We start from the raw sequence: 22917 nt of genomic DNA, 5'->3' as shown, positions 1-22917 counted from the left end.
GCATCGCTCCTGTTACCCGGACGGAACGCCGCCCTCAGCGCCCGCCGCGGCGGCCGGTGAGGCTTCCGGCGGCGGGCGGCGGGCGGCGGGCGCCGCGGCCCGTGAACCTCAAGCTTCGCGCAACTTTCCCCGGATCGATGGGACCGGCACGGATCCGCTCCCTAGGGTCGGGACCGTGCCTGACATATCAACGACCATGATCATCGTGCTGTGCGCGGCTGCCGCGGCGGCCGGCTGGATCGACGCGGTGGTGGGCGGCGGCGGACTGCTGCTCCTGCCCGCGCTCCTGCTCGGCCTCCCGCACGCCCAGCCCGCCGCCGTCCTCGGGACCAACAAGGCGGTGGCCATCGTCGGGACGGCCGGGGCGGCCGTCACCTACGTGCGCAAGACCCCGGTGGACGTGAAGCTCGCCGTCCGGATCGGGCTGGCCGCGCTCGCCGGTTCGGTGGGCGGGGCCGCCCTGGCCGGCGGGATCAGCAAGGACACGATGCGGCCGCTCATCATGGGCGTGCTCGTGGTGGTCGCCGCCGTCGTGATCTTCAAGCCGGGCTTCGGCGCCGCCCCCTCCACCTCGCCCGTCTCGCGCAAGCGGGTCCTGCTCACCATCGCCCTCGCCGGCCTGGGCATCGGTTTCTACGACGGCCTCATCGGCCCCGGCACCGGAACCTTCCTGGTGCTGGCCCTCACCGCCCTGCTCCACCTCGACCTGGTCACCGCCTCCGCCACCGCGAAGATCGTCAACTGCTGCACCAACGCCGGGGCGCTGGCGATGTTCGCCTACCAGGGGATGGTGTTCTGGCAGCTGGCCGCGCTGATGGCCGTGTTCAACCTGGCCGGGGGCATGGTCGGCGCCCGGATGGCGCTCAGCAAGGGCAGCGGGTTCGTCCGCGGCGTGCTGCTGACCGTGGTCGGCGCGCTGGTCGTCAAGCTCGGTCTGGAGCAGTGGGGCTGAGCGGGCGCGGGACCCCGGGGCCGCGCGCCCGCCGGTGCGTCAGGCGCGCGGGGCGCGGCGCATCACCCAGAGGGTCGGACCGCCGCCGGGCAGCTGGGCCTCGCCGAGCACCGTGAAGCCGAAGTGCTCGTAGAAGGGCACGTTGGACTCCTTGGAGGACTCCAGGTACACGGGCAGGCCCGCCGCGTCGGCCTGGGCCAGCCCCGAGCGCAGCAGCGCCGCCCCGTGCCCCTGGCCCTGGCCGGCCGGGTCGGCGCCGAGCACCGCCAGGTACCAGTGCTCCTCCGGGGGCGCGTGCTCGGCCGCGGACACGATGCCCTCCCGGAACACCCCCGCCCGGTCGCCGAGCACGGTGGCGAGCTCGTCCAGGGTCTCGTCGTCGGGAAGGGCGCGGCCGCCCGGTGCCACCCAGAAGGACGCGGCCAGGTCCGTGCGCTCGCACACGCCGTGGCGGCCGTAGTGCCGGGTGTGGAGCGTCGCGAAGTACCGGGCCATGCCCTCCTCGCGCGTGCTCTCGTCGGGGAAGAACCAGCACATCATCGGGTCGTCGGCGAAGGCGCGGGCCAGGCTGCGGCTGATGTCCGCGGCGTCGTCGAGCGTGGCTGTCCTGGGCGTGTTCGTTATCGACATACGGGTCATTCTGCAACTTGATGATCTTGGTCGGGGCGGCGGGGTGCCCGGTTTCAGTAGGTCCCGGTGAGATGGGCGAAGACGACCACGTTGCCCTGGTAGCCGGTGCGCGGGGAGAAGCCGCCGCCACAGGTGATCACGCGCAGCTCGGCGCGCGGCGACGGCCCGTACACGCGGCGGTCCGGGAAGGACTTCGCGTCGTAGACCTCGACCGCGTGGACGGTGAACACCGCCGTGCGCCCGTCCGTGCGGGCGACCTCGATCGCGGCGCCCCGGTGCAGGGCGCCCAGGTGGTAGAAGACCGCCGGGCCGCTCGCGTTGTCCACGTGGCCCGCGATCACGGCGGTGCCCGTCGCGCCCGGGGTGATGCCGTCCCGGTACCAGCCCGCGAGGTCGCCGCGGGCGGGGGGCGGCACCTCCAGGCTGCCGTCGTGTTCCAGGCCGAGCCCCGTGAGCGGGGCGTCCACATGGATGGACGGGATCCGGATCCGGGTCGGCGCGGAGCCGGGCAGCGGGTCGATGCTCCCGGGGTAGAGGGCCTGCGCGCTCAGGGCGTCGGCGGGGGAGGGCAACGGCGGCCGGACGGTCTCGCCGGAGCCGCTGGTGACGAGCCATACGCCGACGCAGGCGGCCAGGGCCACCAGACCGGCCTGCCCGCGCCGCCCCGGCCGGCCGGGGCGCATGTCATGGCCGCGGTCGTGGCCTCCGCCGTGGCTGCGGCCGGGGCCGGGGCCGTGGCCAGCGGCGGGGCGGGATTCCGTACCCGGGTCGCCGGCCGGGGCCGTGCCGGAGCCGGGGCGGTGGCGCCGCCCGGGGCCCACGGCCCGGAGGACGCGGAGGCACCGGAAGCCCGGGAAGCCGGCCATGCCTCGTACCCCCTTGCCTCGCCGTTGACAGGAGTGGCCGTCGCCCGGCCCCGCGAACGGGGGGGACCTCGCGGGGCGGGCGACGGGGGGCGATACCGGTCGGACCGCGGCCTCGGCCGCGGTGGGCGCCCGTCAGCTCCGCGTGCCGCTCGCCCGGCGACGCAGGAGCCAGGTACCGCCGACGGCGGCCGCGGCCAGCACTGCCGCTCCCGCCGTGATCTTGGCCGGGTCGGTGGTGGTGGAGGTGCCACCGCCCACCCCGGTGCGCACGTGCCCCTGGGGGCCGTGCTCGGTGACGACCAGGTCGCCGGTGGCGAACTTGCCGTCGGCGCAGGTGGCGCCGATGCCGTACTTCCCGGGCCGGATGTCGCGGGCGACCTGGAACTGGCCCGCCACGACCTCCTTGTGGGTGCCCGGGGTCAGCTTGAACCGGCCGCCGCCCACGGTGGTGGCGTCGCCCTCGGCATGGCTGCCCGAGCCGCAGGCCTTGGTGTTCACGGTGACCGTGGTGCCCGGTACGGCGGACTTCGGCCAGACCTCCAGCACGGCGAAGTCCCCGGGTGCGAAGGGGGGCATGCCGAGGTCCGCGGCGGCCACCGCTCCCGCGACCGGGCCGGCGAAGGCGACGGCGGTCAGCGCGGCGGCGGTCAGCGCGTGGGCGGTCCTGCGGCGCATGGGTCACTCCAGGGGACACGGGGTCGTGTCTCGAGGAAAACCGGGCCGCCCCGAAGCCGCCTGCTGACCCCCTGTCAGATCCTGCTCCGGGCGCCTTCGGGAAGGGAATCCGCCCACGTCAGAGGCCCGGCGCGGCCATCCGTGCACCCCCACCCCGTCCGGGTGAAGCCCGGCCCCCCTCAGGCCTCCGGCAGCCGGGCCTCCTCCCGGTCGCCGTCCAGCCGGGCCACCTCCAGCAGGTCCTCCGTCAGCGTGCGCAGCGCCGCCACCCGGTCCCGTACCAGCTCCGTCGGCCGCCCCGCCGGAAGCAGCTCGGCCGCCGTGTGCAGTCCCGTCAGCGGGGTCCGCAGCTCGTGCGCCACGTCCGCCGTGAACCGCTGCTCCGCCTCCAGCCGCCGCTGGAGGCTCGCCGCCATCGTGTCGACCGCCGAGGACAGTTCGGCCACCTCGTCACGGCTGCCCGGAGCCCCGGACGGGCCGATCCGGGCGTCCAGGTCGCCCGCGCTGATCCGCCGGGCCGTCTCGGCCGCCGCCCGCAGGTCCTTGCTCAGCCGGCTCGCCAGCAGCGCCCCGCCGACCGCCGCCAGCGCCACCACCCCCGTCCCGGAGGCGAGCAGCTGGGCGTCCAGCTCCTCCAGCTCGGCCCGCTCCTCGGCCAGCGAGCGCCGCACCGACAGCACGTGCCCGCTGCCCACCGGACGCGCCGCCCACACCGCCGGATCCGCGCCGGACAGGTCGAGGTAGGTGGTCCGGCGGCCGTCCAGGGCCGCCGCGCGCAGCTCCTGCGGCACCTGGGGGCAGTCGATCCGGGCGTCGGCCTCGCCGACCTTGTCGTAGTCGAGGCGGCCCGTCAGCTCGTAGACCTGCCGTACGCGGACCAGCTGCTCGGTCGCGCCCTTGCGGGCCGCGTCGGAGACCTGGCGCACCCGGGCCTCGTAGATCAGGACCCCGATGGTGACCGCGACCAGCGAACAGCCGGCCGCCAGCAGCGCGGCGATCTTCCAGCGCAGCCCGAGGGCCAGTCCGCGAACAGCCGCATCCGCGGGTCCGCCTTGACGACCTCGGCCGCCTTCACCGCCGTCAGCCCCTCGGGGCCCGCCTCGGGCGCGTCCGCCAGCGGCGCCGGCGGGGGCTGCCGGGTGCCGGTCGCCGCCCCCGGGGACTTCGGGGAGTCGTCGGCCCAGGCCGGCCACAGGGCCTGCGGCTGGGGCTGCGCCGACGCCGGGGCCACGGGCTCCCCGGCGGCCAGCCCGCCGGGCGCGGCGCAGCCCCCGGCGGCCGGTGCGGCGGCGCACAGCAGCAGGGCGGCGAGGGGGAGACGGCGGGGTGATCGCGACATGGGAAGGGAACCATGGGGGTGAGGAAAAGGGATGAATCGGACAGTAATCGGCGACCGTCACAGCGACCGGGAGATTGTGTAACAGCGGTGCGTACGGTGGGGGTGCACGGGAAAGACGGGCCTTTCGGCCCGGGCCGGGCAGGTCCGGCGTAGCCGAAGGAGGGGCTCGTGACATCGGTCGACCGGCCGGGATCCGGCGGCGTCCTGCCGTTCTTCGTCTACGGGACGCTGCGGCCCGGCGAGGCCAACCACCGGCTGTTCCTGCGCGGCCGCACCGCCGCCGAGGAGCCGGCCCGGCTGCCGGGGGCGGTGCTGTACGAGGGGCCCGGCTATCCGTACGCGGTGGAGCGGGCCGGCTCGGTGATAGCCGGTGAGCTGATCACTCCGGCGGCGGACGCGTACGGGGAGCTGCTGGGAGCGCTGGACCTGCTGGAGGAGTACGTGGGGCCGGGCAGCCCGCGGAACCTCTACGACCGGGTCGCGCGCGAGGCCGTCCGGCCCGACGGCACCCGGGTCCTGGCGTGGGTGTACCTGGCGGCCGCGCCGCTGGCCCTCCGGCTCGCGCGGTCGGGGACCGAGATCCGGTCGGGGGACTGGCTCGAACGCCGGCGGAGCTCTGAATAGCCCCGCCGCCCGCTACAGACCCTCCGCGCCCCGGTTGCGCAGGCGTTGGCCGTACTGCTGGAGGACCCACAGTTCCTGCTGGACCGCCGCATGCTGTTCCGGCGGGGCCTGCGGGCCGAGGCGGGCCATCTGGCCCTGGATCTCGTGGACCCGGCGGTCCACCGCCCGCAGGCGGACCTGCACCAGCTGGACCCCCGCGTAGACCTCGTCCACCGTCTTCGCGTGGATGGCCTCCACCGCCAGCTCCGTCACCAGCGCGCGCACCGTGTCGTTCGGGGCCGCCTCCCGCACCCGGGCCAGGTAGTCCTCCGTGCCCTGGGCGGCGCCGCCCGCGTCCTGGATGGCCTGGCGGACCGCCGCGTAGGGCGGGGCCGTGAACTCGTCCGACCCGTACGCGTCGAAGGCGGGGGAGACCAGGGCCGGGCGCTGGAGCGCCAGCTTGAGCAGCTCCCGCTCCGTCCGGTGCGCCGGGCTGCGCAGGTTCAGGGCCGGGCCGCCCGGCTGCGCCGGGGCCGGTGCGGCGGCCGGGGCCTCCTCGTAGCGGCGGGCGGGCTGCCGCCGGTCCGGCTGCTGGCCGCGCTCGCGCGCCCAGCGGGCCTGCTGCGCGACCCGCTTGACGACGAACTGCTCGTCGCGGATGCCCAGCATGCCCGCCAGCTGCACCGCCGACTCGTGCTGGATCGCGATGTTCTTGATCCCGGCCACGACGGGAGCGGCCTCGTCCAGGGCGGCCGCCCGTCCCGCCGGGTTCTCCAGGTTGTGCCGGGACACGATGTGGCGCAGCGCGAACTCGAACAGCGGAGTGCGGGACTCCACCAGCCCGGAGACGGCCGCGTCGCCCTGCGCGAGGCGCAGGTCGCAGGGGTCCATCCCGCCCGGGGTGATCGCGATCGAGGTCTCCGCCGCGAACTTCTGGTCGTCCTCGAAGGCCCGCAGCGCCGCCTTCTGCCCGGCCGCGTCACCGTCGAAGGTGAAGATCACCTCGGCGGTCGCGTTGTCCATCAGCAGCCGGCGCAGGATCTTGATGTGCTCCCCGCCGAAGGCCGTGCCACAGGTGGCGATGGCGGTGGTGACCCCGGCCAGGTGGCAGGCCATCACATCGGTGTAGCCCTCGACGACCACGGCCCGGGAGGTCTTCGCGATCTCCTTCTTCGCCAGGTCGATCCCGTAGAGGACCTGGGACTTCTTGTAGATCGGCGTCTCGGGGGTGTTCAGGTACTTCGGGCCGTTGTCGTCCTCGCGCAGCTTGCGCGCTCCGAAGCCGACCACCTCGCCGCTGATGTCCCGGATCGGCCACATCAGCCGGCCGCGGAAGCGGTCGATCGGCTTGCCGCTGCGGCTGTCCTGGGCCAGCCCCGAGAGGATCAGCTCCTTGTCGCTGAAGCCACGCCCGCGCAGGAACCGGGTCAGGTGGTCCCAGCCGGCCGGGCTGTAGCCCACCCCGAAGTGCTCGGCCGCCGCCTGGTCGAAGCCGCGCTCCGCCAGGAAGCGCCGGGCGATCTCGGCCTCGGCGCCGCCGAGCTGGTCGGCGTAGAACAGGGCGGCGGCCTTGTGCGCCTCGACCAGGCGGATCCGCTCCCCGCGGCCGCTGGTGCCGGCGGTGTAGCCGCCCTCCTCGTAGCGCAGGGTGATGCCGGCCTGGCCGGCCAGCCGCTCGACCGCCTCCGAGAACGAGAGGTGGTCGATCTTCATGATGAAGTCGAGGGTGTCCCCGCCGGCCTGGCAGCCGAAGCAGTGGTAGAGCCCCTTGCTCGGGCTGACCTGGAAGGACGGGGACTTCTCGTCGTGGAAGGGGCACAGGCCCTTGAGGTTGCCGCCGCCCGCGTTGCGCAGCTGGAGGTACTCGGAGACCACGGCGTCGATCGGGACCGCGTCCCGTACCGCCTTCACGTCGTCGTCGTTGATCCGTCCTGCCACCCGAGAATTCTACGGTGGGACGGCGGCAAACCCGTCAGGCCCCCTGGGCCGGGACCAGGGAGTCAAGCGGAACGGAAGGGTCCGCCAGCTTCTCGCGGTCCACCGGCGCCTTCGACCGGATCAGGTTCTGGATGTGCTCGGTGACGTCCCACACGTTCACGTTCATCCCGGCCAGCACCCGGCCGCCGGAGAGCCAGAACGCGATGAACTCGCGCTTGCCCGCGTCTCCGCGCACCAGCACCTGGTCGTAGCTGCCCGCCGGGGCGTACCCCGAGTACTCCAGGCCCACGTCGTACTGGTCGGAGAAGAAGTACGGCACCCGCTCGTACGAGACCTCCTGCCCCAGCATCGCCCGCGCGGCGGCCGGGCCCCCGTTGAGGGCGTTGGCCCAGTGCTCCACCCGCACCCGGGTACCCAGCCCCGGGTGCTGGGCGGCGGCCACGTCGCCGACGGCGAAGACGTCCGGGTCGGAGGTGCGCAGCGAGGCGTCCACGGCGATGCCGCCGCCGTGCTCCCGGTCCACCAGGGCCAGCCCGGAGGTCTCCGCGAGCGCGGTGCGCGGCGCCGCGCCGATCGCGGCGAGCACGGCGTGCGCCGGGTGCTCCTCGCCGTCGTCGGTGCGGGCGGCCAGCACCATCCCGTCCTGGCCGACGATCTCCGTCAGCATGGCCCCGAAGTGGAAGCGCACCCCGTGCCCGGTGTGCAGGTCCGCGAAGAACTGGCCGATCTCCAGTCCGAGCACCGCGTGCAGCGGGGTGGGCAGCGGTTCGACCACGGTCACCTCGGCGCCGTAGGTGCGGGCCGCGGCCGCCACCTCCAGGCCGATCCAGCCCGCGCCCGCGATCAGCAGGTGGCCGTTGTCGCGGCCCAGGGAGGTCAGCGCCTTGCGCAGCAGGTCGGCGTGGGCGAGCCGGCGCAGGTGGTGCACCCCGGCCAGGCCGGTGCCCGGGATGTCCAGGCGGCGCGGCTCGGCGCCGGTCGCCAGCAGCAGCTTGTCGTAGTGCAGCAGGGTGCCGTCACCCAGCCGGACCGTCTTCGCCCCGCGGTCCAGGTGCACCGCGGGCTGCCCCAGGTGCAGCTCGATGTCGGCGCCCGCGTACCAGGACGGCTCGTGCACGAAGACGCTGTCGCGTTCCTCCTTGCCCAGCAGGTAGCCCTTCGACAGCGGGGGCCGTTCGTAGGGGTGGTCGCGCTCGTCGCCGATCAGGATGACGCGGCCGGTGAACCCCTCCGACCTCAGCGTTTCGGCGGCCTTCGCCCCGGCCAGCCCCGCGCCGACGATGATGAACGTCTGGTGTGCGTCGACCACCTGATGCCTCCTCATAACCTCTCCGCCATGTGCGGCCACATGCGAGCGTCCCGCACCGAGCCTGCCCCGTGAAGGGGGAATGGCCCGATCGGCTCACCCCTCGGCGCGCCGTCCGCGCCGGGTGAGGCGTGCGTGCAGGGACCGGGCCGAAGCATCGGTGAGGCACGCGATCTGGTCGACGACCGCCCGCTTGCGGGCCTTGTCGTCCGGCGCCGCGTCGAAGATCGCCCGGAACTGGGGGTCGAGTCCCTCGGGCGCGCGGGCGCTGAGCGCCTCGGCGAGTTCGGCCAGGACGATGCGCTGGTCGGCCCGCAGCCGCTCCTGCTCGTCGCGCTGCATCACGTACAGGTCGGCGACCGCCTTCAGGACGGCGCACTCGTTGCGCGCCCGGCGCGGGACCACCAGCTCCGCCGCGTACCGGGTCAGCGGGCCGCCGCCGTACGCCTCACGGGTGGCGGTCTCGGCGGCCAGGCAGAACCGGCCGATCAGCTGGCTGGTGGCGTCCTTGAGCCGGGCCTGCGCCACGGCCGAGCCGTCGTACCCGTGCGGCCACCACTCCTCCTCCATCAGCCGGTCCAGCGCCTCGCGCAGTTCCTCCGGCTCGGTGTCGGCGGGCACGTACCGGCCGATGGCGACCCGCCAGATCGCGGCCCGTTCCGGTTCGGCGAACAGCAGGTTGGGGTCGAGGTGCCCGGCGTGCAGCCCGTCCTCGAAGTCGTGGACCGAGTAGGCGACGTCGTCCGACCAGTCCATCACCTGGGCCTCGAAGCACTTGCGGTCGGCGGGCGCGCCGCGCCGCAGCCAGGCGAAGACCGGCAGGTCGTCCTCGTAGGCGCCGAACTTCACCGAGTCGGGGTCGGTGGGGTGCCCGCCGCGCGCCCAGGGGTACTTGGTGGCGGCGTCCAGACAGGCCCGGGTCAGATTGAGTCCGACGCTCACCGGCTCGCCCGTCGCCGGACCGGGCACGAACCGCTTGGGCTCCAGCCGGGTCAGCAGGCGCAGCGACTGGGCGTTGCCCTCGAAGCCGCCGCAGTCCTTGGCGAACTCGTTGAGCGCCTCCTCGCCGTTGTGCCCGAACGGCGGGTGCCCCATGTCGTGCGACAGGCAGGCCGCCTCGACCAGGTCGGGATCGCAGCCGAGGGCCGCGCCGAGCTCCCGGCCGACCTGCGCGCACTCCAGGGAGTGCGTCAGCCGGGTACGGGGGCTCGCGTCCCAGTCGTACGAGCGGGTGCCCGGGGTGACCACCTGGGTCTTCCCGGCGAGGCGGCGCAGCGCGGCCGAATGCAGCACCCGGGCGCGGTCGCGCTGGAAGGCGGTCCGCCCGGGCCTCTTGTCGGGCTCGGCGGCCCACCGCTCGGTGGCGGCGGGGTCGTAGGAGTCGTACGCGGGGTTCTGCGCGGTGCCTTCCATATATCAGACGGTAACCGGAGACACCGACAATCCGAGCAATCCGGTCCCGTCCGGTCTTCAGGCAGTGGCCGGTTCCCGCTGGTGCGCGGGGCGGGCCAGGGCCTGGTCGTAACGGTGGAGGACCAGCCGGGCCAGGGCCGGGTGGGCGCCCAGGGGTGCGGCGGCCGGGCCCGGTGCGGCGGCGGCGCTCGCGGCGGCGAAGCGGCCGGGGGCGGTGAAGTACGAGGCCACCGCCACCCGGTGGCCCCGCGCCACGAGCGCCCGTACGGCGTCCGGGACGGCCGGCGCGGCCGCCGAGGCGTACGCCGGGGTCACGGGCACCCCGTCGAGGCGTTCCGAGAGCAGCGCGGCCGTGCGGCGGGAGTCGGCGGCGCAGTCGGGGTCGAGGGAACCGGCGGAGGCCAGGACCACGGCGGTGCCGGGCTGCCAGCCGGCCTGCAGGAGCCTTTCGGCCAGGGCCTCCACCAGCAGCGGGTGCGGCCCGAGCGGGGCCGCGACCCGTATCCGCAGGTGCCCGGCGCGGGCTGCGGCGGCGGGGAGGTCACGCTTGACGTGGGTCCCGCGCCCGAGCAGCAGCGGTACGAGGACGACCGCACCGGTGGCGTCCGCGAGGGTGTCGGCGAGCAGCGGCCGGTTCAGCTCGATGTGCCCGAGCCGGACGTCGAGGCGCGGGCGGAGCTCGCGGACCCGTTCGAGGAGGGCGAGGACGGTGAGCGCGGCACGTGGGTCGCGGCTGCCGTGGGCCACGGCGACGAGGGTGGGGTGCATGAGGGGGCTCCGTGGGGCCGGGCGCGCGGGGGGCGCACTCCGCTCAGCTGGGCGCCGAGCTGGTGGGTGATCCGGGTCAGCAGCTCGGCCGCGCCGCCGAAGGGGAGGGAGGGGGAGGGCGAGGGGGAGGACTGGCTTTCGGGAGGGTGCACCGGCTCCGTCATGGACCGATCCTGCGGGCCGCAGATTGCGTGGGCGTTGCGCGGCGGTGACGGGTGTTCGCCGGGTGCTCACAGCTGGGCCGGGGAACCGTTCCGGCGGTCCCGGCCGTCCTGACCCCGTAGGAGCCGCCGGGGGCGGCACCACCACGACCACCAGGGGGAATCGCCATGCGCCGACCGCGCCTCGGCACCGTACGGGCCCGGCGGCGGGCGGTGCAGGCCGTGATGGCCCTGTGCGTGCTGGCCCTGCTGCCCTCCACCTGGACCCACGCCACCGCCGCAGGCCGGCTGCGCACCACCGCGCAGGCGCCCGCGGCCGGGGTGGCCGTCGTCTTCGGGGCCGGGCTGTGGGACGGCCGGCCCACCCCGTACCTCGCGGCCCGCCTGGACGCGGCCGTCGAGCTGTACCGGGCGGGGAAGGTGAAGGCCGTCCTGGTCACCGGGGACAACAGCCGCACCGAGTACGACGAGCCCGACGCGATGCGCGCCTACCTCACCCGGCACGGGGTGCCCGACGGGCGGATCGTCAGCGACTTCGCCGGCTTCGACACCTGGGACAGCTGCGTACGGGCCCGGGAGATCTTCGGCGTGCGCCGGGCGGTGCTCGTCAGCCAGAGCTTCCACATCCACCGGGCCGTCACGCTGTGCCGGGCCGCGGGCGTGGACTCCTACGGGGTCGGTGTCGACAACGCGCACGACGCCACCTGGTACTACGGCGGCGCCCGCGAGGTCTTCGCGGCCGGCAAGGCCGCCGTCGACGCCGTCTTCGAGCCGCCGCCGCACTTCCTCGGCCCGAAGGAGGAAGGGGTGTCGCGGGCCCTGGGGGCTCTGGCAGACTGACGCCGCGATCCGGCTGGACGGCTGGCCTGACGGTGAAGCACCTGACGGGTCAGTAGCCGGGCCCGGGGTACGGGTGCCGCTGCGCGGAGCCGTCTCCCCGCCGCGCCCCTTCCCCGTTTCCGCCTCAAACACCGGCGGGGCTGATTCCAGCCCCGCCGGCGTTTGAGGCGCGGGGTCCGGGGCGGAGCCCCTGGGGCACCTCCCAGCGGTAGCTGGGGGAGAGACGGCGAAAGGGCGGGGCGGGGAGAGCACCCTCCAGCCCCGGCCGCGGGGTCTCACCGGCGCCGTCCGCCCGCGCTGAGCCCCCGCACCCCCGGCCGTAACGCGGCCGGGCGCCCGCCGTAACACTCCGCCCGCACCCTGACCCGTATGCACAGCACCCAGGGAGTCACCGCCACCCACTGCCCGTACTGCGCCCTCCAGTGCGGCATGAACCTCCGCCCCCAGCCGGACGGCGACGGCGGCGTCACGGTCGAGGAGCGGGCCGACTTCCCGGTCAACCGCGGAGCCCTCTGCGGCAAGGGCCGCACCGCCCCCAGCGTGCTCTCCTCCCGGGTGCGCCTCACCGAGCCGCTGGTCCGCACCCGCCCCGGCGGCCCGCTCGTGCCGGCCACCTGGGACCAGGCCCTCGACGCCGTGGCCGCCGGCCTCGCCCGCACCCGCCGCACGCACGGCCCCGACGCCGTCGGCGTCTTCGGCGGCGGCGGGCTCACCAACGAGAAGGCCTACGCCCTCGGCAAGTTCGCCCGCATCGCCCTCGGCACCTCCCAGATCGACTACAACGGCCGCTTCTGCATGTCCTCGGCCGCCGCCGCCCACCAGCGCGCCTTCGGCCTGGACCGCGGACTGCCCTTCCCCCTGGAGGACATCCCGCGCACCGGCTGCGTGATCCTCGTCGGCTCCAACCCGGCCGAGACCATGCCCCCCGCCCTGCGCTACCTCACCGAACTCAAGGAGGCCGGCGGCACCCTCGTCGTCGTCGACCCCCGCCGCACCCGCACCGCCGAACTGGCCGACCTCCACCTGGCCCCCCGCCCCGGCACCGACCTTGCCCTGGCCCTCGGCCTGCTGCACCTCGTCGTCGCCGAGGGCCGCACCGACACGGAGTTCATCGCCGCCCGCACCACCGGCTGGGAGGACGCCCGGGCCGCCGCCATGGCCCACTGGCCCGAGCTCGTCGAGCGGATCACCGGCGTCCCGGTCCCCCGCCTGCGCCGGGCCGTCGAGCTGTTCTGCGCCCCCGAATCCGCCATGGTGCTCACCGCCCGCGGCCCCGAACAGCAGGCCAAGGGCACCGACACCGTCGGCGCGTGGATCAACCTGTGCCTGGCCACCGGACGGGCCGGCCGCCCCCTCTCCGGCTACGGCTGCCTCACCGGCCAGGGCAACGGCCAGGGCGGCCGCGAGCACGGCCAGAAGGCCGACCAGCTCCCCGGCTACCGCAAGCTGACCGACCCCGCCGCCCGGGAACACGTCGCCCGGGTCTGGGGCGTCGACCCCGAGACCCTGCCCGGCCCCGGCCGCAGCGCGTACGAACTCCTCGACGCCCTCGGCGGCGACGTCAAGGCCCTCCTGCTCATGGGCTCCAACCCCCTCGTCTCCGCACCCGGCGCCGCCCACGTCGAGGAACGCGTGCGCTCCCTGGACTTCCTCGCCGTCGCCGACGTGGTCCTCTCCGAGACCGCCGCCCTCGCCGACGTGGTCCTGCCCGTCACCCAGTGGGCCGAGGAGAGCGGCACCACCACCAACCTGGAAGGCCGCGTCCTGCTGCGCCGCCGGGCGCTCACCCCGCCGCCCGGCGTCCGCAGCGACCTGGAGGTCCTGCACGGGCTCGCCGCCCGCCTCGGCCTGGAGAAGGCCTTCCCCACCGACCCCGAGGAGGTCTTCGCGGAACTGCGCCGAGCCTCCGAGGGCGGCCCCGCCGACTACTCCGGCATCACCTACGACCGCATCGCCGCCGAACAGGGCGTCTTCTGGCCCTGCCCCGAAGGCTCCCCGGGCACGCCCCGGCTCTTCCTGGACCGGTTCGCCACCGAGGACGGCCGGGCCCGCTTCGCCCCCGTAGCCCACCGCGAGGCCGCCGAGACCCCCGACGCCGAGTACCCGCTGCTGCTCACCACCGGCCGGGTCGTCGCCCAGTACCAGTCCGGGGCACAGACCCGCCGCGTGCCCGAGCTCAACGAGGCCGCCCCCGGCCCGTTCGTGGAGCTCCACCCCCGCCTCGCCGCCCGCCTCGGGGTGGCCGACGGCGCCCCGCTGGCCGTCACCTCGCGGCGCGGACGGGCGGTGGCCCCGGCCCGGATCACCGACGCCATCAGGGCGGACACCGTGTTCATGCCCTTCCACTGGTACGGGGAGGGCCGCGCCAACACCCTCACCAACCCCGCCCTGGACCCCGTCTCCCGGATGCCGGAGTTCAAGGTCTGCGCGGTCCGCGTGGAGCTCGCCTGACCACCTCCCCGGCGGACCATCTCTTGCCGCCTCTTGCCGCACTCTTGGGGCCCGCTTTGGGGAGCCTCACAGCTCCCCCAACTAGCGTTCCGCGCATGTCACCTCGACCCTCGAACACCCTCCCCGTGCTGCCCTACCGCAAGCCCACCCGCGGCCGCGACTACTGGGTGCTGGACGACGTACTGCCCGACGCCGACGCCGTACGGGAACGCTGCCTGGCCAAGGGCGACTGGGTCCAGGGCGCCCCGCACAAGCCCGAGCCCTGGCCCGGGCTGCGCGCCATGCCCGCCCTGGAACCGGCCGAACTCGCCCACGTGGAGAAGCTGGTGCGGCAGGCCACCGGGGCGAAGCGGATCTGGGCCGAGGACCCCGCCGGAGCCGGCACCTTCAACCACAACTGCGTCCAGGTCGTCGGCGAGGGGGAGTGCGAGTCCCGCCCGCACACCGACTCCCGCACCGTGTGCCGCTACGCCGCCGTGCTCTACCTGACCCCCGGCATCCCCAAGGACTGCGGCACCAGCTTCTACCGCCAGAGCCTCCCCGGCGGGGTCCTCGGCGGCAACCAGGTCCTCGCCCCGCACAACAACCTCGTCGACGCCCTCGGCACCCGCTTCGTCCCCGAGGACTCCTTCACCGAGGACCTCCGCGTCCCCCACCGCTACAACCGTCTCCTGCTCTACTCCGCCAACCTGATCCACAGCGCCACCGGCTACTGGGGCACCACCCTGGAGGACAAGCGGATGACGGCCGTCTTCTTCTGGATGGCCTGACGGGACGCCCTGCACGGGCCCGGCACGGGCGGCCCCCGATCGTCTCGGACATGAGTCCGATCCGCATCGGGGTTGCCGCCGGGGGGTAACCATCCGGTCACGCAGCGGGCTCAGAAAGTGCCCGCACGCCCCTCGTGGCAGCGATGTGCCGTACCCCACACTGAGGTGCGGTGCCACCGTCCTCGGAGCCCCTGGAGGTCGCCCCCGTGCAGACCCGGACCCTGACCGTGAACGTGAGCCACCCCGCCGGCAGCTCCTTCCACGCCGGTGAAGTCGCAACCGCAGAGGCCGAGGCCGAGGCCGTGGACGAGACCGCAGACGCCGCCGCACGCGAAGCCGCCGAGCGCGACGGGGACGAAGAACCCGAGGTGTTCGAACTCATCGAGCAGCCGCCCCCGCAGCCCGGCCGCGGCCCCGCCGGCCCGGCCGCGGGCGGCCCCTCCGCCGACCTCTTCCGCCAGTACCTGCGCGAGATAGGCAGGATCCCGCTCCTCACCGCCGCCGAGGAGGTCGAACTCGCCCGGCGCGTGGAAGCGGGACTCTTCGCCGAGGAGCGGCTCGCGGGCGCCACCGACCTCGACTCCCAGCTCGCCGTCGACCTCGACAAACTCGTCGTCATGGGCCGCATGGCCAAACGCCGGCTCATCGAGTCCAACCTGCGCCTCGTCGTCTCCGTCGCCAAACGCTACGTGGGCCGCGGCCTGACCATGCTCGACCTCGTCCAGGAGGGCAACCTCGGACTGATCCGGGCCGTCGAGAAGTTCGACTACGCCCGTGGCTACAAGTTCTCCACCTACGCCACCTGGTGGATCCGCCAGGCGATGTCACGGGCCCTCGCCGACCAGGCCCGTACCATCCGCGTCCCCGTCCACGTCGTCGAGCTCATCAACCGCGTCGTCCGCGTCCAGCGCCGCATGCTCCAGGAACGCGGCTACGAACCCACCGCCGAAGAGGTCGCCCTCCACCTGGAACTGACCCCCGAACGCGTCCTGGAAGTGCTGCGCCTCGCCCAGGAACCGGTCTCCCTGCACGCCCCCGTCGGCGAGGAGGAGGACGTCGCGCTCGGCGACCTCATCGAGGACGGCGACGCCGCCTCCCCCATGGAGTCCGCCGCCTTCTTCCTGCTGCGCGAACACCTCGAGGCCGTCCTGTCGACCCTCGGCGAACGCGAACGCAAGGTCGTCCAGCTGCGCTACGGGCTCGCCGACGGCCGCCCCCGCACCCTGGAGGAGATCGGCCGGATCTTCGGCGTCACCCGGGAGCGGATCCGCCAGATCGAGTCCAAGACCCTCGCCAAGCTCCGCGACCACGCCTTCGCGGACCAGCTGCGCGGCTACCTCGACTGACCGCCCCGCGAACGGGAAGGGGGCGCCCCGAAGGACGCCCCCACCCGCTCGCGCGCACCCGGGTCAGTCGACCTCGGCGACCGCCTGCGCGAACTGCGCCGCGTACAGCCGCGCGTACGCGCCCTCCGCGGCCAGCAGCTCCTCGTGCGAGCCCTGCTCCACGATCGAGCCGTTCTCCATGACCAGGATCACGTCGGCATCCCGGATCGTGGAGAGCCGGTGCGCGATCACGAACGACGTACGGCCGTGCGCCAGGCGCGCCATCGCCTTCTGGATCAGCACCTCGGTACGGGTGTCCACCGAGCTCGTCGCCTCGTCGAGGACCAGGATCACCGGGTCCGACAGGAACGCCCGGGCGATGGTGATCAGCTGCTTCTCGCCCGCGCTGACGCCCGCGCCCTCGTCGTCGAGCACCGTGTCGTAGCCGTCGGGCAGCGTACGGACGAACCGGTCCGCGTGGGCCGCCCGCGCGGCCTCCTCGATCTCGGCGCGCGTGACCTCCCGCGAGGCACCGTAGGCGATGTTCTCCGCGATGGTCCCGCCGAACAGCCAGGTGTCCTGGAGGACCATGCCGATCCCGGAACGCAGCTGCTCGCGGGTCATCTTGGCGATGTCCACCCCGTCGAGGGCGATCTCGCCACCGGTGACCTCGTAGAACCGCATCAACAGGTTGACCAGCGTGGTCTTGCCCGCGCCCGTCGGGCCGACGATCGCGACCGTCTGACCCGGCTCCACCCGCAGCGACAGGTTCTCGATGAGCGGCTTGTCCGGCTCGTAGCGGAAGGCCACCTTGTCCAGGACGACCTGCCCGCGCAGCTCCTCCGGACGCTCCGGAACCTCCACGTCCGGCTCCTGCTCGGGCGCGTCCATCAGCTCGTACACCCGCTCCGCCGAGGCGACGCCGGACTGCACCAGGTTCGCCATCGACGCCACCTGCGTCAGCGGCATCGAGAACTGGCGCGAGTACTGGATGAACGCCTGCACGTCACCGATCGACAGGGTGCCCGAGGCCACCCGCAGCCCGCCGACGACGGCCACCAGCACGTAGTTGATGTTCGAGACGAAGAACATCACCGGCTGCATGATGCCGCTGACCAGCTGCGCCTTGAACGAGGCCCGGTACAGCTCCTCGTTGTGCTCGGCGAAGACCTCCGCCGACTCCTTCTGCCGCCCGAAGACCTTCACCAGCGCGTGGCCGGAGTACATCTCCTCGATGTGGGCGTTCAGCGTGCCGGTGCTCTTCCACTGCGCCACGAACTGCGGCTGCGACTTCTTGCCGATCTTAGCCGCGACCACCATGGCCAGCGGCACGGTCGCCAGCGCGACCAGCGCCAGCAGCGGCGAGATCCAGAACATCATCGCCAGCACGCCGACGATCGTCAGCAGCGAGTTCATCAGCTGACCCAGCGTCTGCTGGAGCGTCTGCCCGATGTTGTCGATGTCGTTCGTCGCCCGGCTGAGCACCTCGCCGCGCTTCTGCTGGTCGAAGTACGACAGCGGCAGCCGCGACAGCTTGGCCTGGAGCTCCTCGCGCATCCGGTACACGGTGCCGTTCTGCACCCGGTTCGACAGCCGCGTCGCGACCAGCATCAGCAGGGACGCCAGCACGAAGACCGCCAGCGCCCACAGCGCCACGACCCCGACGGCACCGAAGTCGATGCCCTTGCCCGGCGTGAAGTCGGTGCTCGCCAGCATGTCCGCCACGCCGCCGTGCCCCTGGGACCGCAGCCCCTCCAGCGCCTGCTCCTTGGTCAGGCCCTCCGGCATCTCCCGGCCGACGATGCCCGCGAACACCAGGTCCGTGGCCTCGCCGAGGATCTTCGGACCGACCACGGAACAGCCGACGCTGCCGACCACGGCCGCGACCATGCCCCACAGCTTCGCCTTCTCCTGCGCCAGCTGCGCCAGCAGGCGTTTGCCCGACCCCTTGAAGTCCAGGGACCTCTGGGGCGAGCCCATCATCATCCGTCCTCCGGGCCCGCTCATGCGGCCTCCGCCTCCGTCAGCTGGGAGAGCACGATCTCCCGGTAGGTCTCGTTGCCGGCCATCAGCTCGTGGTGGCGGCCCTCGCCGACCACCTGGCCCTCGTCGAGGACGATGATCCGGTCGGCGTCGCGGATCGTGGAGACCCGCTGGGCGACGATGACCACCGTCGCCTCCTCCGTCTCCCGCGCCAGCGCCGCGCGCAGCGCCGCGTCCGTCGCGTAGTCCAGGGCCGAGAAGGAGTCGTCGAACAGGTAGATCTCCGGGCGCTGCACGAGCGTGCGGGCGATCGCCAGACGCTGGCGCTGGCCGCCGGAGACGTTCGTGCCGCCCTGGGTGATGGGCGCCTCCAGGCCTCCCTCCAGCGCGGAGACGAACTCCTTGGCCTGGGCCACCTCCAGGGCCTGCCACAGCTCCTCGTCCGTCGCGTCCGGGCGCCCGTAGCGCAGGTTGGAGGCGACGGTGCCGGAGAACAGGTACGGCTTCTGCGGGACCATGCCGACCGTCCGGGCCAGCAGCTGCGGGTCCAGCCGGCGCACGTCCTCGCCGTCGACGAGCACCGTGCCGCCGGTCGCGTCGAACAGCCGCGGCACCAGCCCCAGCAGCGTGGACTTGCCGCTGCCGGTGGAGCCGATCACCGCCGTGGTCTCGCCGGGGCGGGCCACCAGGTCCACCCCGCGCAGCACCGGCGCCTCGGCGCCCGGATAGTGGAAGTCCGCGCCGCGCAGCTCCAGCTGCCCGCGCAGGGACACCGTGCGCACCGGGTCCGAGGGAGGGACCACGCTGGACTCGGTGTCCAGGACCTCCTGGATGCGTTCGGCACAGACCTCGGCGCGGGGCACCATCATGAACATGAAGGTGGCCATCATCACGGCCATCACGATCTGCATCAGGTAGGCCAGGAAGGCCGTTACCTGGCCGATTTCCATCCCCTGGCTGTCCACGCGCATCGCGCCGAACCAGATGACCGCCACGCTGGAGACGTTCATGACCAGCATGACGACGGGGAACATCAGGGCGAGCAGCTTGCCCGAGGCCAGCGAGACGCCGGTCAGTTCGGAGTTCGCGCCGCGGAAGCGCTCCTCCTCGTAGCCGTCGCGGACGAAGGCGCGGATCACGCGGTTGCCGGTGATCTGCTCGCGCAGCACCCGGTTGACCACGTCGAGGCGGACCTGCATCCGGCGGAACAGCGGACGCGTCCTCCAGACGATCGCGCCGACCGAGATGCCCAGCACCGGGACCACGGCGAGCAGCACGCCCGACAGCTTCACGTCCAGGGAGAGCGCCATGGCGATGCCGCCGATGCACATGATCGGCGCCGAGGCCATCAGCGTGAAGGTCAGCAGCGCCAGCATCTGCACCTGCTGGACGTCGTTGGTCGTACGGGTGATCAGCGACGGGGCGCCGAACTGGCCCACCTCGCGGGCGGAGAAGCTCTGCACCCGGTCGAAGACGGCGGCGCGGATGTCGCGGCCGAGCGCGGCCGAGGTCCGTGCGCCGAAGTAGACGGCGCCGACGTTGCAGACGAGCTGGACGAGCGAGACACCGAGCATCAGCGCGCCGGAGCGCAGGATGTAACCGGTGTCGCCCTTGACGACACCGTTGTCGATGATGTCGGCGTTGAGCGTGGGCAGGTAGAGGCTCGCACTGGTCTGCAGGAGTTGCAGCAGTACCAGTGCGGCGATGGGTTTCCGGTGCGGACGCAGGTACGTTCGCAGAAGTCGTATGAGCACGCGTAGGCTCCGGTAGGCATGATCGAGGGGGTTCACTCCATCTTGTGTCAAGCGGAGGCTTGATCCCTACCTCTTTTCGCAAAGCCGGGACAAAAGGAGTAGGCCACTTCGTGCCAAGGTCCCGTTCCCGCCGGAAGCAGGGGGCGCTAGGGGTTGCGGACCGGGCGTGAGCCCTGTCACGCAGCTCAGAAGGCCCCCGGGTGCAGCTGCTCCCGCGTCGTCACGTACTGCTGGCGCACCGCCTGCCAGGCGGCGAACTCCTCGCCCGGCTCGAAGACCTGCGCGGCCGGGGCCGGCCACAGCGGAGGCGTGTGCGGGGCGAGCGTGCCCTGCTGCACCCCCAGCGCCCACGCCGCCTGCCGGGCCGCGCCCAGCGCCGCGTAGTCCGCCGGTGCGGGCACCACGACCTGCGTCCCGAACAGCCCCGGAGCGGCGGCCTGTACGGCGGGCAGCTCGGCGGCCGCGCCCAGCAGGAACACCCGCCGGATGCCGACCCCCCGGTGCCGCAGCACGTCCAGGGCGTCCACCAGCCCGCACAGCATCCCCTCGAACGCGGCCCGGGCCAGGTGCTCCGGCTTCATCGAGTCCCGGCGCAGCCCCGACAGGGTCCCGGCGGAGTGCGGCAGGTGCGGCGTGCGCTCTCCCTCCAGGTACGGCAGGAGTACGAGCCCGTGTGCACCCGGCGTCGACTTCAGCGCGAGTGCGCTCAGCCCCTCCAGGTCGGTGCCCAGCATGTCGGCGGTGCCGCGCAGGGGCCGTACGGCGTTGGAGGTGTTCACCACCGGCAGGTGCATGCCGGCCGCGTCGGCGAGGGAGGTGATCAGGCCGCCCGGCTCCACCAGGGCCTCGTGGTGCACGGCCATCACCGAACCGGAGGCGCCCAGCGAGACCACCGCGTCCCCGGGACCCAGGCCCAGCCCGAGCACGGCGGCCGTGGTCTCCCCGGTCCCGGCGGAGATCAGCAGCCCTTCCGGGGTCATCCCGGCGGCGTCGCTCGGACCGAGCACCTCGGGCAGCAGCGCCTGGTGCCCGAGCGCCAGCTCGACCAGGTCGGGGCGGTAGGAGCCGGTGGCCGCCGACCAGTACCCCGTCCCGGAGGCGCCCGCCCGGTCGGTGGTGCGCCGGGCGGGCCGGCCCAGCAGCTGCCAGACCAGCCAGTCGTGCGGGGACAGCAGCACCGCCACCCGGCGCGCGGCCTCCGGGTCGGTACGGGCCAGCCAGGCGAGCTTCACGATCGGCTGCGCGGGGTGCGGGACCGAGCCCACGGCCGCCGTCCAGGCGGCCTTGCCGCCGAGCGCCTCGACCAGTTCGGCCGCGGCGACCTGCCCGCGCCGGTCGTTGCCGACCAGGGCGGGCCGGACCAGCCCGCCCTGTGCGTCCAGTGCCAGCAGGCCGCGCCGCGCGGAGACCCCGATGGCCTGGACGCCCTCCAGCAGCCCGCCGCCGGCCGCCTCGCCCAGGGAGAGCAGCCAGGCCTGCGGGTCGGTCTCGTGGGGGACCGTCTCGCCGACGGACTGCGGATGGGGTGCGTAGCCCTGGCGCAGTACGGCGCCCGTGTCCGTGTCACAGACGACGATGCGAGTGAAGGTGGAAGAGCTGTCCAGCCCGGCGACTATCCCCATGCGGAGAATTCTGCCCCACCGGACGGCCCTCCCAGGAGGGTCAGGTGTTGCTGGTCCCCCACTCGTCCTCGTACCCCTGCCCCCGCTCCCGCAGCCCCGGCACCCGCCGCGCCACGGAGGCCGGCAGCGCGCCGCCGACCTTGTCGCCGACGGCGGCGAAGGCCTTCCCGGCGAACGCCCGCCCGCTCTGCCCCGCCGTCTCGGCGGCGTTGCGCACCACCGGGTTCTGCGCGATCCGCCGCGCGGACTTCTTCATCCCCTCGTACCGCTCGCGCCCCGCGGCCGTTCCCACCACGTAGCCGACGGCCACCCCGGCGAGGAACGTGACCTTGTACCGCATGCCTGCCACCCTTCGTCGTGTCGGTGCCCGGCCGGCTGGCGATACCGATTGGCGGAGCACCCCCCTGCTTGCGCTAATCTATGACTCGCAACGGGCGCTCGCCCCCCGGCAAGGCCGGAGGTGGGCTGTTCGTGGCACCGCAGCAATCCCCTGTAGCTCAATTGGCAGAGCAGCCGGCTGTTAACCGGCAGGTTACTGGTTCGAGTCCAGTCGGGGGAGCGCGGTCCCCTGTAGCTCAATTGGCAGAGCAGCCGGCTGTTAACCGGCAGGTTACTGGTTCGAGTCCAGTCGGGGGAGCAGGAAGGGATGGAGGACCCGGTCGGGTCCTCTTTCTTTTTGCCCCGGACCTGGAACCGGGCAGCTTCCAGCGCGGTCTCTCTGAACATGCGAAGCCGATCATGCGAGGCAACCGGAGCAGGAGATCGTATGAGCGGCTATGCTGCGGCAGACGGCGCGCACACATGTACGCGCCACGCCGTGAAGGGGCGGTAGCTCAGCCGGTTAGAGCAGCGGACTCATAATCCGTCGGCCGTGGGTTCGAGTCCCACCCGCCCCACTGCACACCAGGTGTGCAGAAACGATCTGACCAGCATCTTTGCTGGCGGCGCGAGTCACTTCGGTGATCCTGGCGGCCCTCCGGGGCCGTCTTTCGCGTTCCAAAGCCGCTGCGGGGCCACAGCGGGGCCGCGCGCGTGTCTGTTTTGTCGCATGTTGTGTAAGCGTCGTCTTGGTGTGTGCCGGTTGTGTGGGTGATCACAGCCTGGAGCTCGCCGAAACACCCTGGCGTCCGCGCAGCCAACACGGGAAACGGCCCGTACTGGAAACGGCCCCGACGGGGCCGTCGGCAATGCCGTAGGTCCGCTCGCAGGTCCGGTGTGGGGCGGGGCGGCGCGATCGGGCAGCTTCGCGCCGTGGACCGCTTCTACGAGCAGCAAGGGCGACCGCACCGCGCAGTACCGATCGGTGGAACCGGCCGACATCCTCAGCGCCTGGCCTTCACGTCGCGCCGAGCTTCTCCAACGGCACATCGACCTCGTCCGGAAGGCAGATGCTGACGAAGCAGTCGCCTACATGGTCGAAATTCGAGCCAACCGCCAGGCCGTTGCCGCAGGCCTCACCCGGCCGGTCGAGCAGCGCCAGCTGACCGGCAACTGATTGCGGAACTCGCGGCGCGAGTGGCG

At 73.4% G+C, this 22917-nt stretch carries 20 protein-coding genes and 3 tRNA genes; 10 read left to right on the top strand and 13 right to left on the bottom strand.

Annotated elements, in window-relative coordinates; translation table 11 throughout:
* Positions 1–175: 175 nt before the first annotated feature.
* Positions 176–952 carry a TSUP family transporter gene (locus tag BX286_RS12970; RefSeq protein ID WP_121015006.1) on the top strand — a complete coding sequence of 259 codons (777 nt, stop codon included), beginning with the start codon at positions 176–178 and terminating at the stop codon, positions 950–952.
* Positions 953–991: 39 nt separating this feature from the next.
* On the opposite strand, the gene BX286_RS12965 is transcribed toward BX286_RS12970, so the two are convergent.
* The 5 genes from BX286_RS12965 to BX286_RS12945 all read right to left on the bottom strand — a co-directional run bounded on the left by BX286_RS12965 (position 992) and on the right by BX286_RS12945 (position 4462).
* The gene (locus BX286_RS12965; RefSeq protein WP_079426765.1) at positions 992–1591 is read right to left on the bottom strand and encodes a GNAT family N-acetyltransferase; all 600 of its coding nucleotides are present in this window, start codon (positions 1589–1591) and stop codon (positions 992–994) included.
* Between the two features lie 44 nt (positions 1592–1635).
* Entirely contained in the window at positions 1636–2265 is a 630-nt protein-coding gene (locus tag BX286_RS12960) for a class F sortase (protein ID WP_079431715.1), read from the bottom strand.
* Positions 2266–2580: 315 nt separating this feature from the next.
* On the bottom strand, positions 2581–3123 hold the full coding sequence (locus BX286_RS12955; RefSeq protein ID WP_237292822.1) for a hypothetical protein: 543 nt from the start codon (positions 3121–3123) through the stop codon (positions 2581–2583).
* Between the two features lie 179 nt (positions 3124–3302).
* Positions 3303–4049, bottom strand: a complete 747-nt coding sequence (locus BX286_RS12950) for a histidine kinase dimerization/phospho-acceptor domain-containing protein (RefSeq protein ID WP_187344135.1) — start codon at positions 4047–4049, stop codon at positions 3303–3305.
* Positions 4050–4063: 14 nt separating this feature from the next.
* Entirely contained in the window at positions 4064–4462 is a 399-nt protein-coding gene (locus tag BX286_RS12945) for a hypothetical protein (RefSeq protein ID WP_187344134.1), read from the bottom strand.
* 168 nt (positions 4463–4630) lie between these two features.
* Here BX286_RS12945 and BX286_RS12940 point away from each other — a divergent pair, with 168 nt between their 5' ends.
* Positions 4631–5086, top strand: coding sequence for a gamma-glutamylcyclotransferase family protein (locus tag BX286_RS12940; protein ID WP_121015004.1), 456 nt, complete (start codon positions 4631–4633; stop codon positions 5084–5086).
* Positions 5087–5098: 12 nt separating this feature from the next.
* Here the strand turns inward: BX286_RS12940 and dnaG are convergent, their stop codons facing one another.
* From dnaG to BX286_RS12920, 4 genes are all read right to left on the bottom strand, one after another.
* On the bottom strand, positions 5099–7003 hold the full coding sequence (dnaG, locus tag BX286_RS12935) for a DNA primase (RefSeq protein WP_079426761.1): 1905 nt from the start codon (positions 7001–7003) through the stop codon (positions 5099–5101).
* A gap of 34 nt (positions 7004–7037) precedes the next feature.
* A complete protein-coding gene (locus BX286_RS12930) occupies positions 7038–8312 on the bottom strand; it encodes an NAD(P)/FAD-dependent oxidoreductase (RefSeq protein ID WP_121015003.1) in 1275 nt (424 codons plus the stop codon).
* Positions 8313–8405: 93 nt separating this feature from the next.
* A complete protein-coding gene (locus tag BX286_RS12925; protein WP_121015002.1) occupies positions 8406–9722 on the bottom strand; it encodes a deoxyguanosinetriphosphate triphosphohydrolase in 1317 nt (438 codons plus the stop codon).
* Positions 9723–9779: 57 nt separating this feature from the next.
* On the bottom strand, positions 9780–10490 hold the full coding sequence (locus BX286_RS12920; RefSeq protein WP_079426755.1) for a sirohydrochlorin chelatase: 711 nt from the start codon (positions 10488–10490) through the stop codon (positions 9780–9782).
* A 329-nt stretch (positions 10491–10819) separates the two neighbouring features.
* On the opposite strand from BX286_RS12920, the gene BX286_RS12915 reads away from it, so the two are divergent.
* From BX286_RS12915 to BX286_RS12900, 4 genes are all read left to right on the top strand, one after another.
* Positions 10820–11491 (top strand): vancomycin high temperature exclusion protein, encoded by a 672-nt coding sequence (locus tag BX286_RS12915; protein ID WP_079426753.1) that lies wholly within the window; start codon positions 10820–10822, stop codon positions 11489–11491.
* A 369-nt stretch (positions 11492–11860) separates the two neighbouring features.
* Complete coding sequence (locus BX286_RS12910) at positions 11861–13942, top strand: molybdopterin oxidoreductase family protein (RefSeq protein ID WP_121015001.1); 2082 nt, start codon at positions 11861–11863, stop codon at positions 13940–13942.
* 95 nt (positions 13943–14037) lie between these two features.
* Positions 14038–14712: a DUF6445 family protein gene (locus tag BX286_RS12905; protein ID WP_079426749.1), complete on the top strand. Its 675-nt coding sequence runs from the start codon at positions 14038–14040 to the stop codon at positions 14710–14712.
* A 206-nt stretch (positions 14713–14918) separates the two neighbouring features.
* A complete protein-coding gene (locus BX286_RS12900) occupies positions 14919–16058 on the top strand; it encodes an RNA polymerase sigma factor (RefSeq protein ID WP_398898887.1) in 1140 nt (379 codons plus the stop codon).
* Between the two features lie 63 nt (positions 16059–16121).
* Here the strand turns inward: BX286_RS12900 and BX286_RS12895 are convergent, their stop codons facing one another.
* The 4 genes from BX286_RS12895 to BX286_RS12880 form a co-directional block, all read right to left on the bottom strand.
* Positions 16122–18044 (bottom strand): ABC transporter ATP-binding protein, encoded by a 1923-nt coding sequence (locus tag BX286_RS12895; RefSeq protein ID WP_079426745.1) that lies wholly within the window; start codon positions 18042–18044, stop codon positions 16122–16124.
* Complete coding sequence (locus tag BX286_RS12890; RefSeq protein ID WP_079426743.1) at positions 18041–19774, bottom strand: ABC transporter ATP-binding protein; 1734 nt, start codon at positions 19772–19774, stop codon at positions 18041–18043. The genes BX286_RS12895 and BX286_RS12890 overlap by 4 nt, the downstream gene beginning before the upstream one ends.
* A 185-nt stretch (positions 19775–19959) precedes the next feature.
* Entirely contained in the window at positions 19960–21396 is a 1437-nt protein-coding gene (locus BX286_RS12885; protein WP_079426740.1) for an FGGY-family carbohydrate kinase, read from the bottom strand.
* Between the two features lie 40 nt (positions 21397–21436).
* Positions 21437–21736, bottom strand: a complete 300-nt coding sequence (locus BX286_RS12880; protein ID WP_079426737.1) for a hypothetical protein — start codon at positions 21734–21736, stop codon at positions 21437–21439.
* A gap of 146 nt (positions 21737–21882) precedes the next feature.
* Here BX286_RS12880 and BX286_RS12875 point away from each other — a divergent pair.
* From BX286_RS12875 to BX286_RS36065, 4 genes are all read left to right on the top strand, one after another.
* A tRNA-Asn gene (locus BX286_RS12875) sits at positions 21883–21955 on the top strand.
* Positions 21956–21960: 5 nt separating this feature from the next.
* Positions 21961–22033: transfer RNA gene (locus BX286_RS12870), tRNA-Asn, on the top strand.
* Positions 22034–22218: 185 nt separating this feature from the next.
* A tRNA-Ile gene (locus BX286_RS12865) sits at positions 22219–22292 on the top strand.
* Between the two features lie 407 nt (positions 22293–22699).
* Positions 22700–22891 (top strand): hypothetical protein, encoded by a 192-nt coding sequence (locus BX286_RS36065; protein ID WP_123995655.1) that lies wholly within the window; start codon positions 22700–22702, stop codon positions 22889–22891.
* The last annotated feature ends 26 nt before the right edge of the window (positions 22892–22917 follow it).

Source organism: Streptomyces sp. 3211.6, from assembly GCF_003634815.1.
GTDB lineage: Bacteria > Actinomycetota > Actinomycetes > Streptomycetales > Streptomycetaceae > Streptomyces > Streptomyces katrae_A.
The sequence above is the reverse complement of the archived record's forward strand: the minus strand, read 5'-3'. Positions and strand labels throughout refer to the sequence as shown.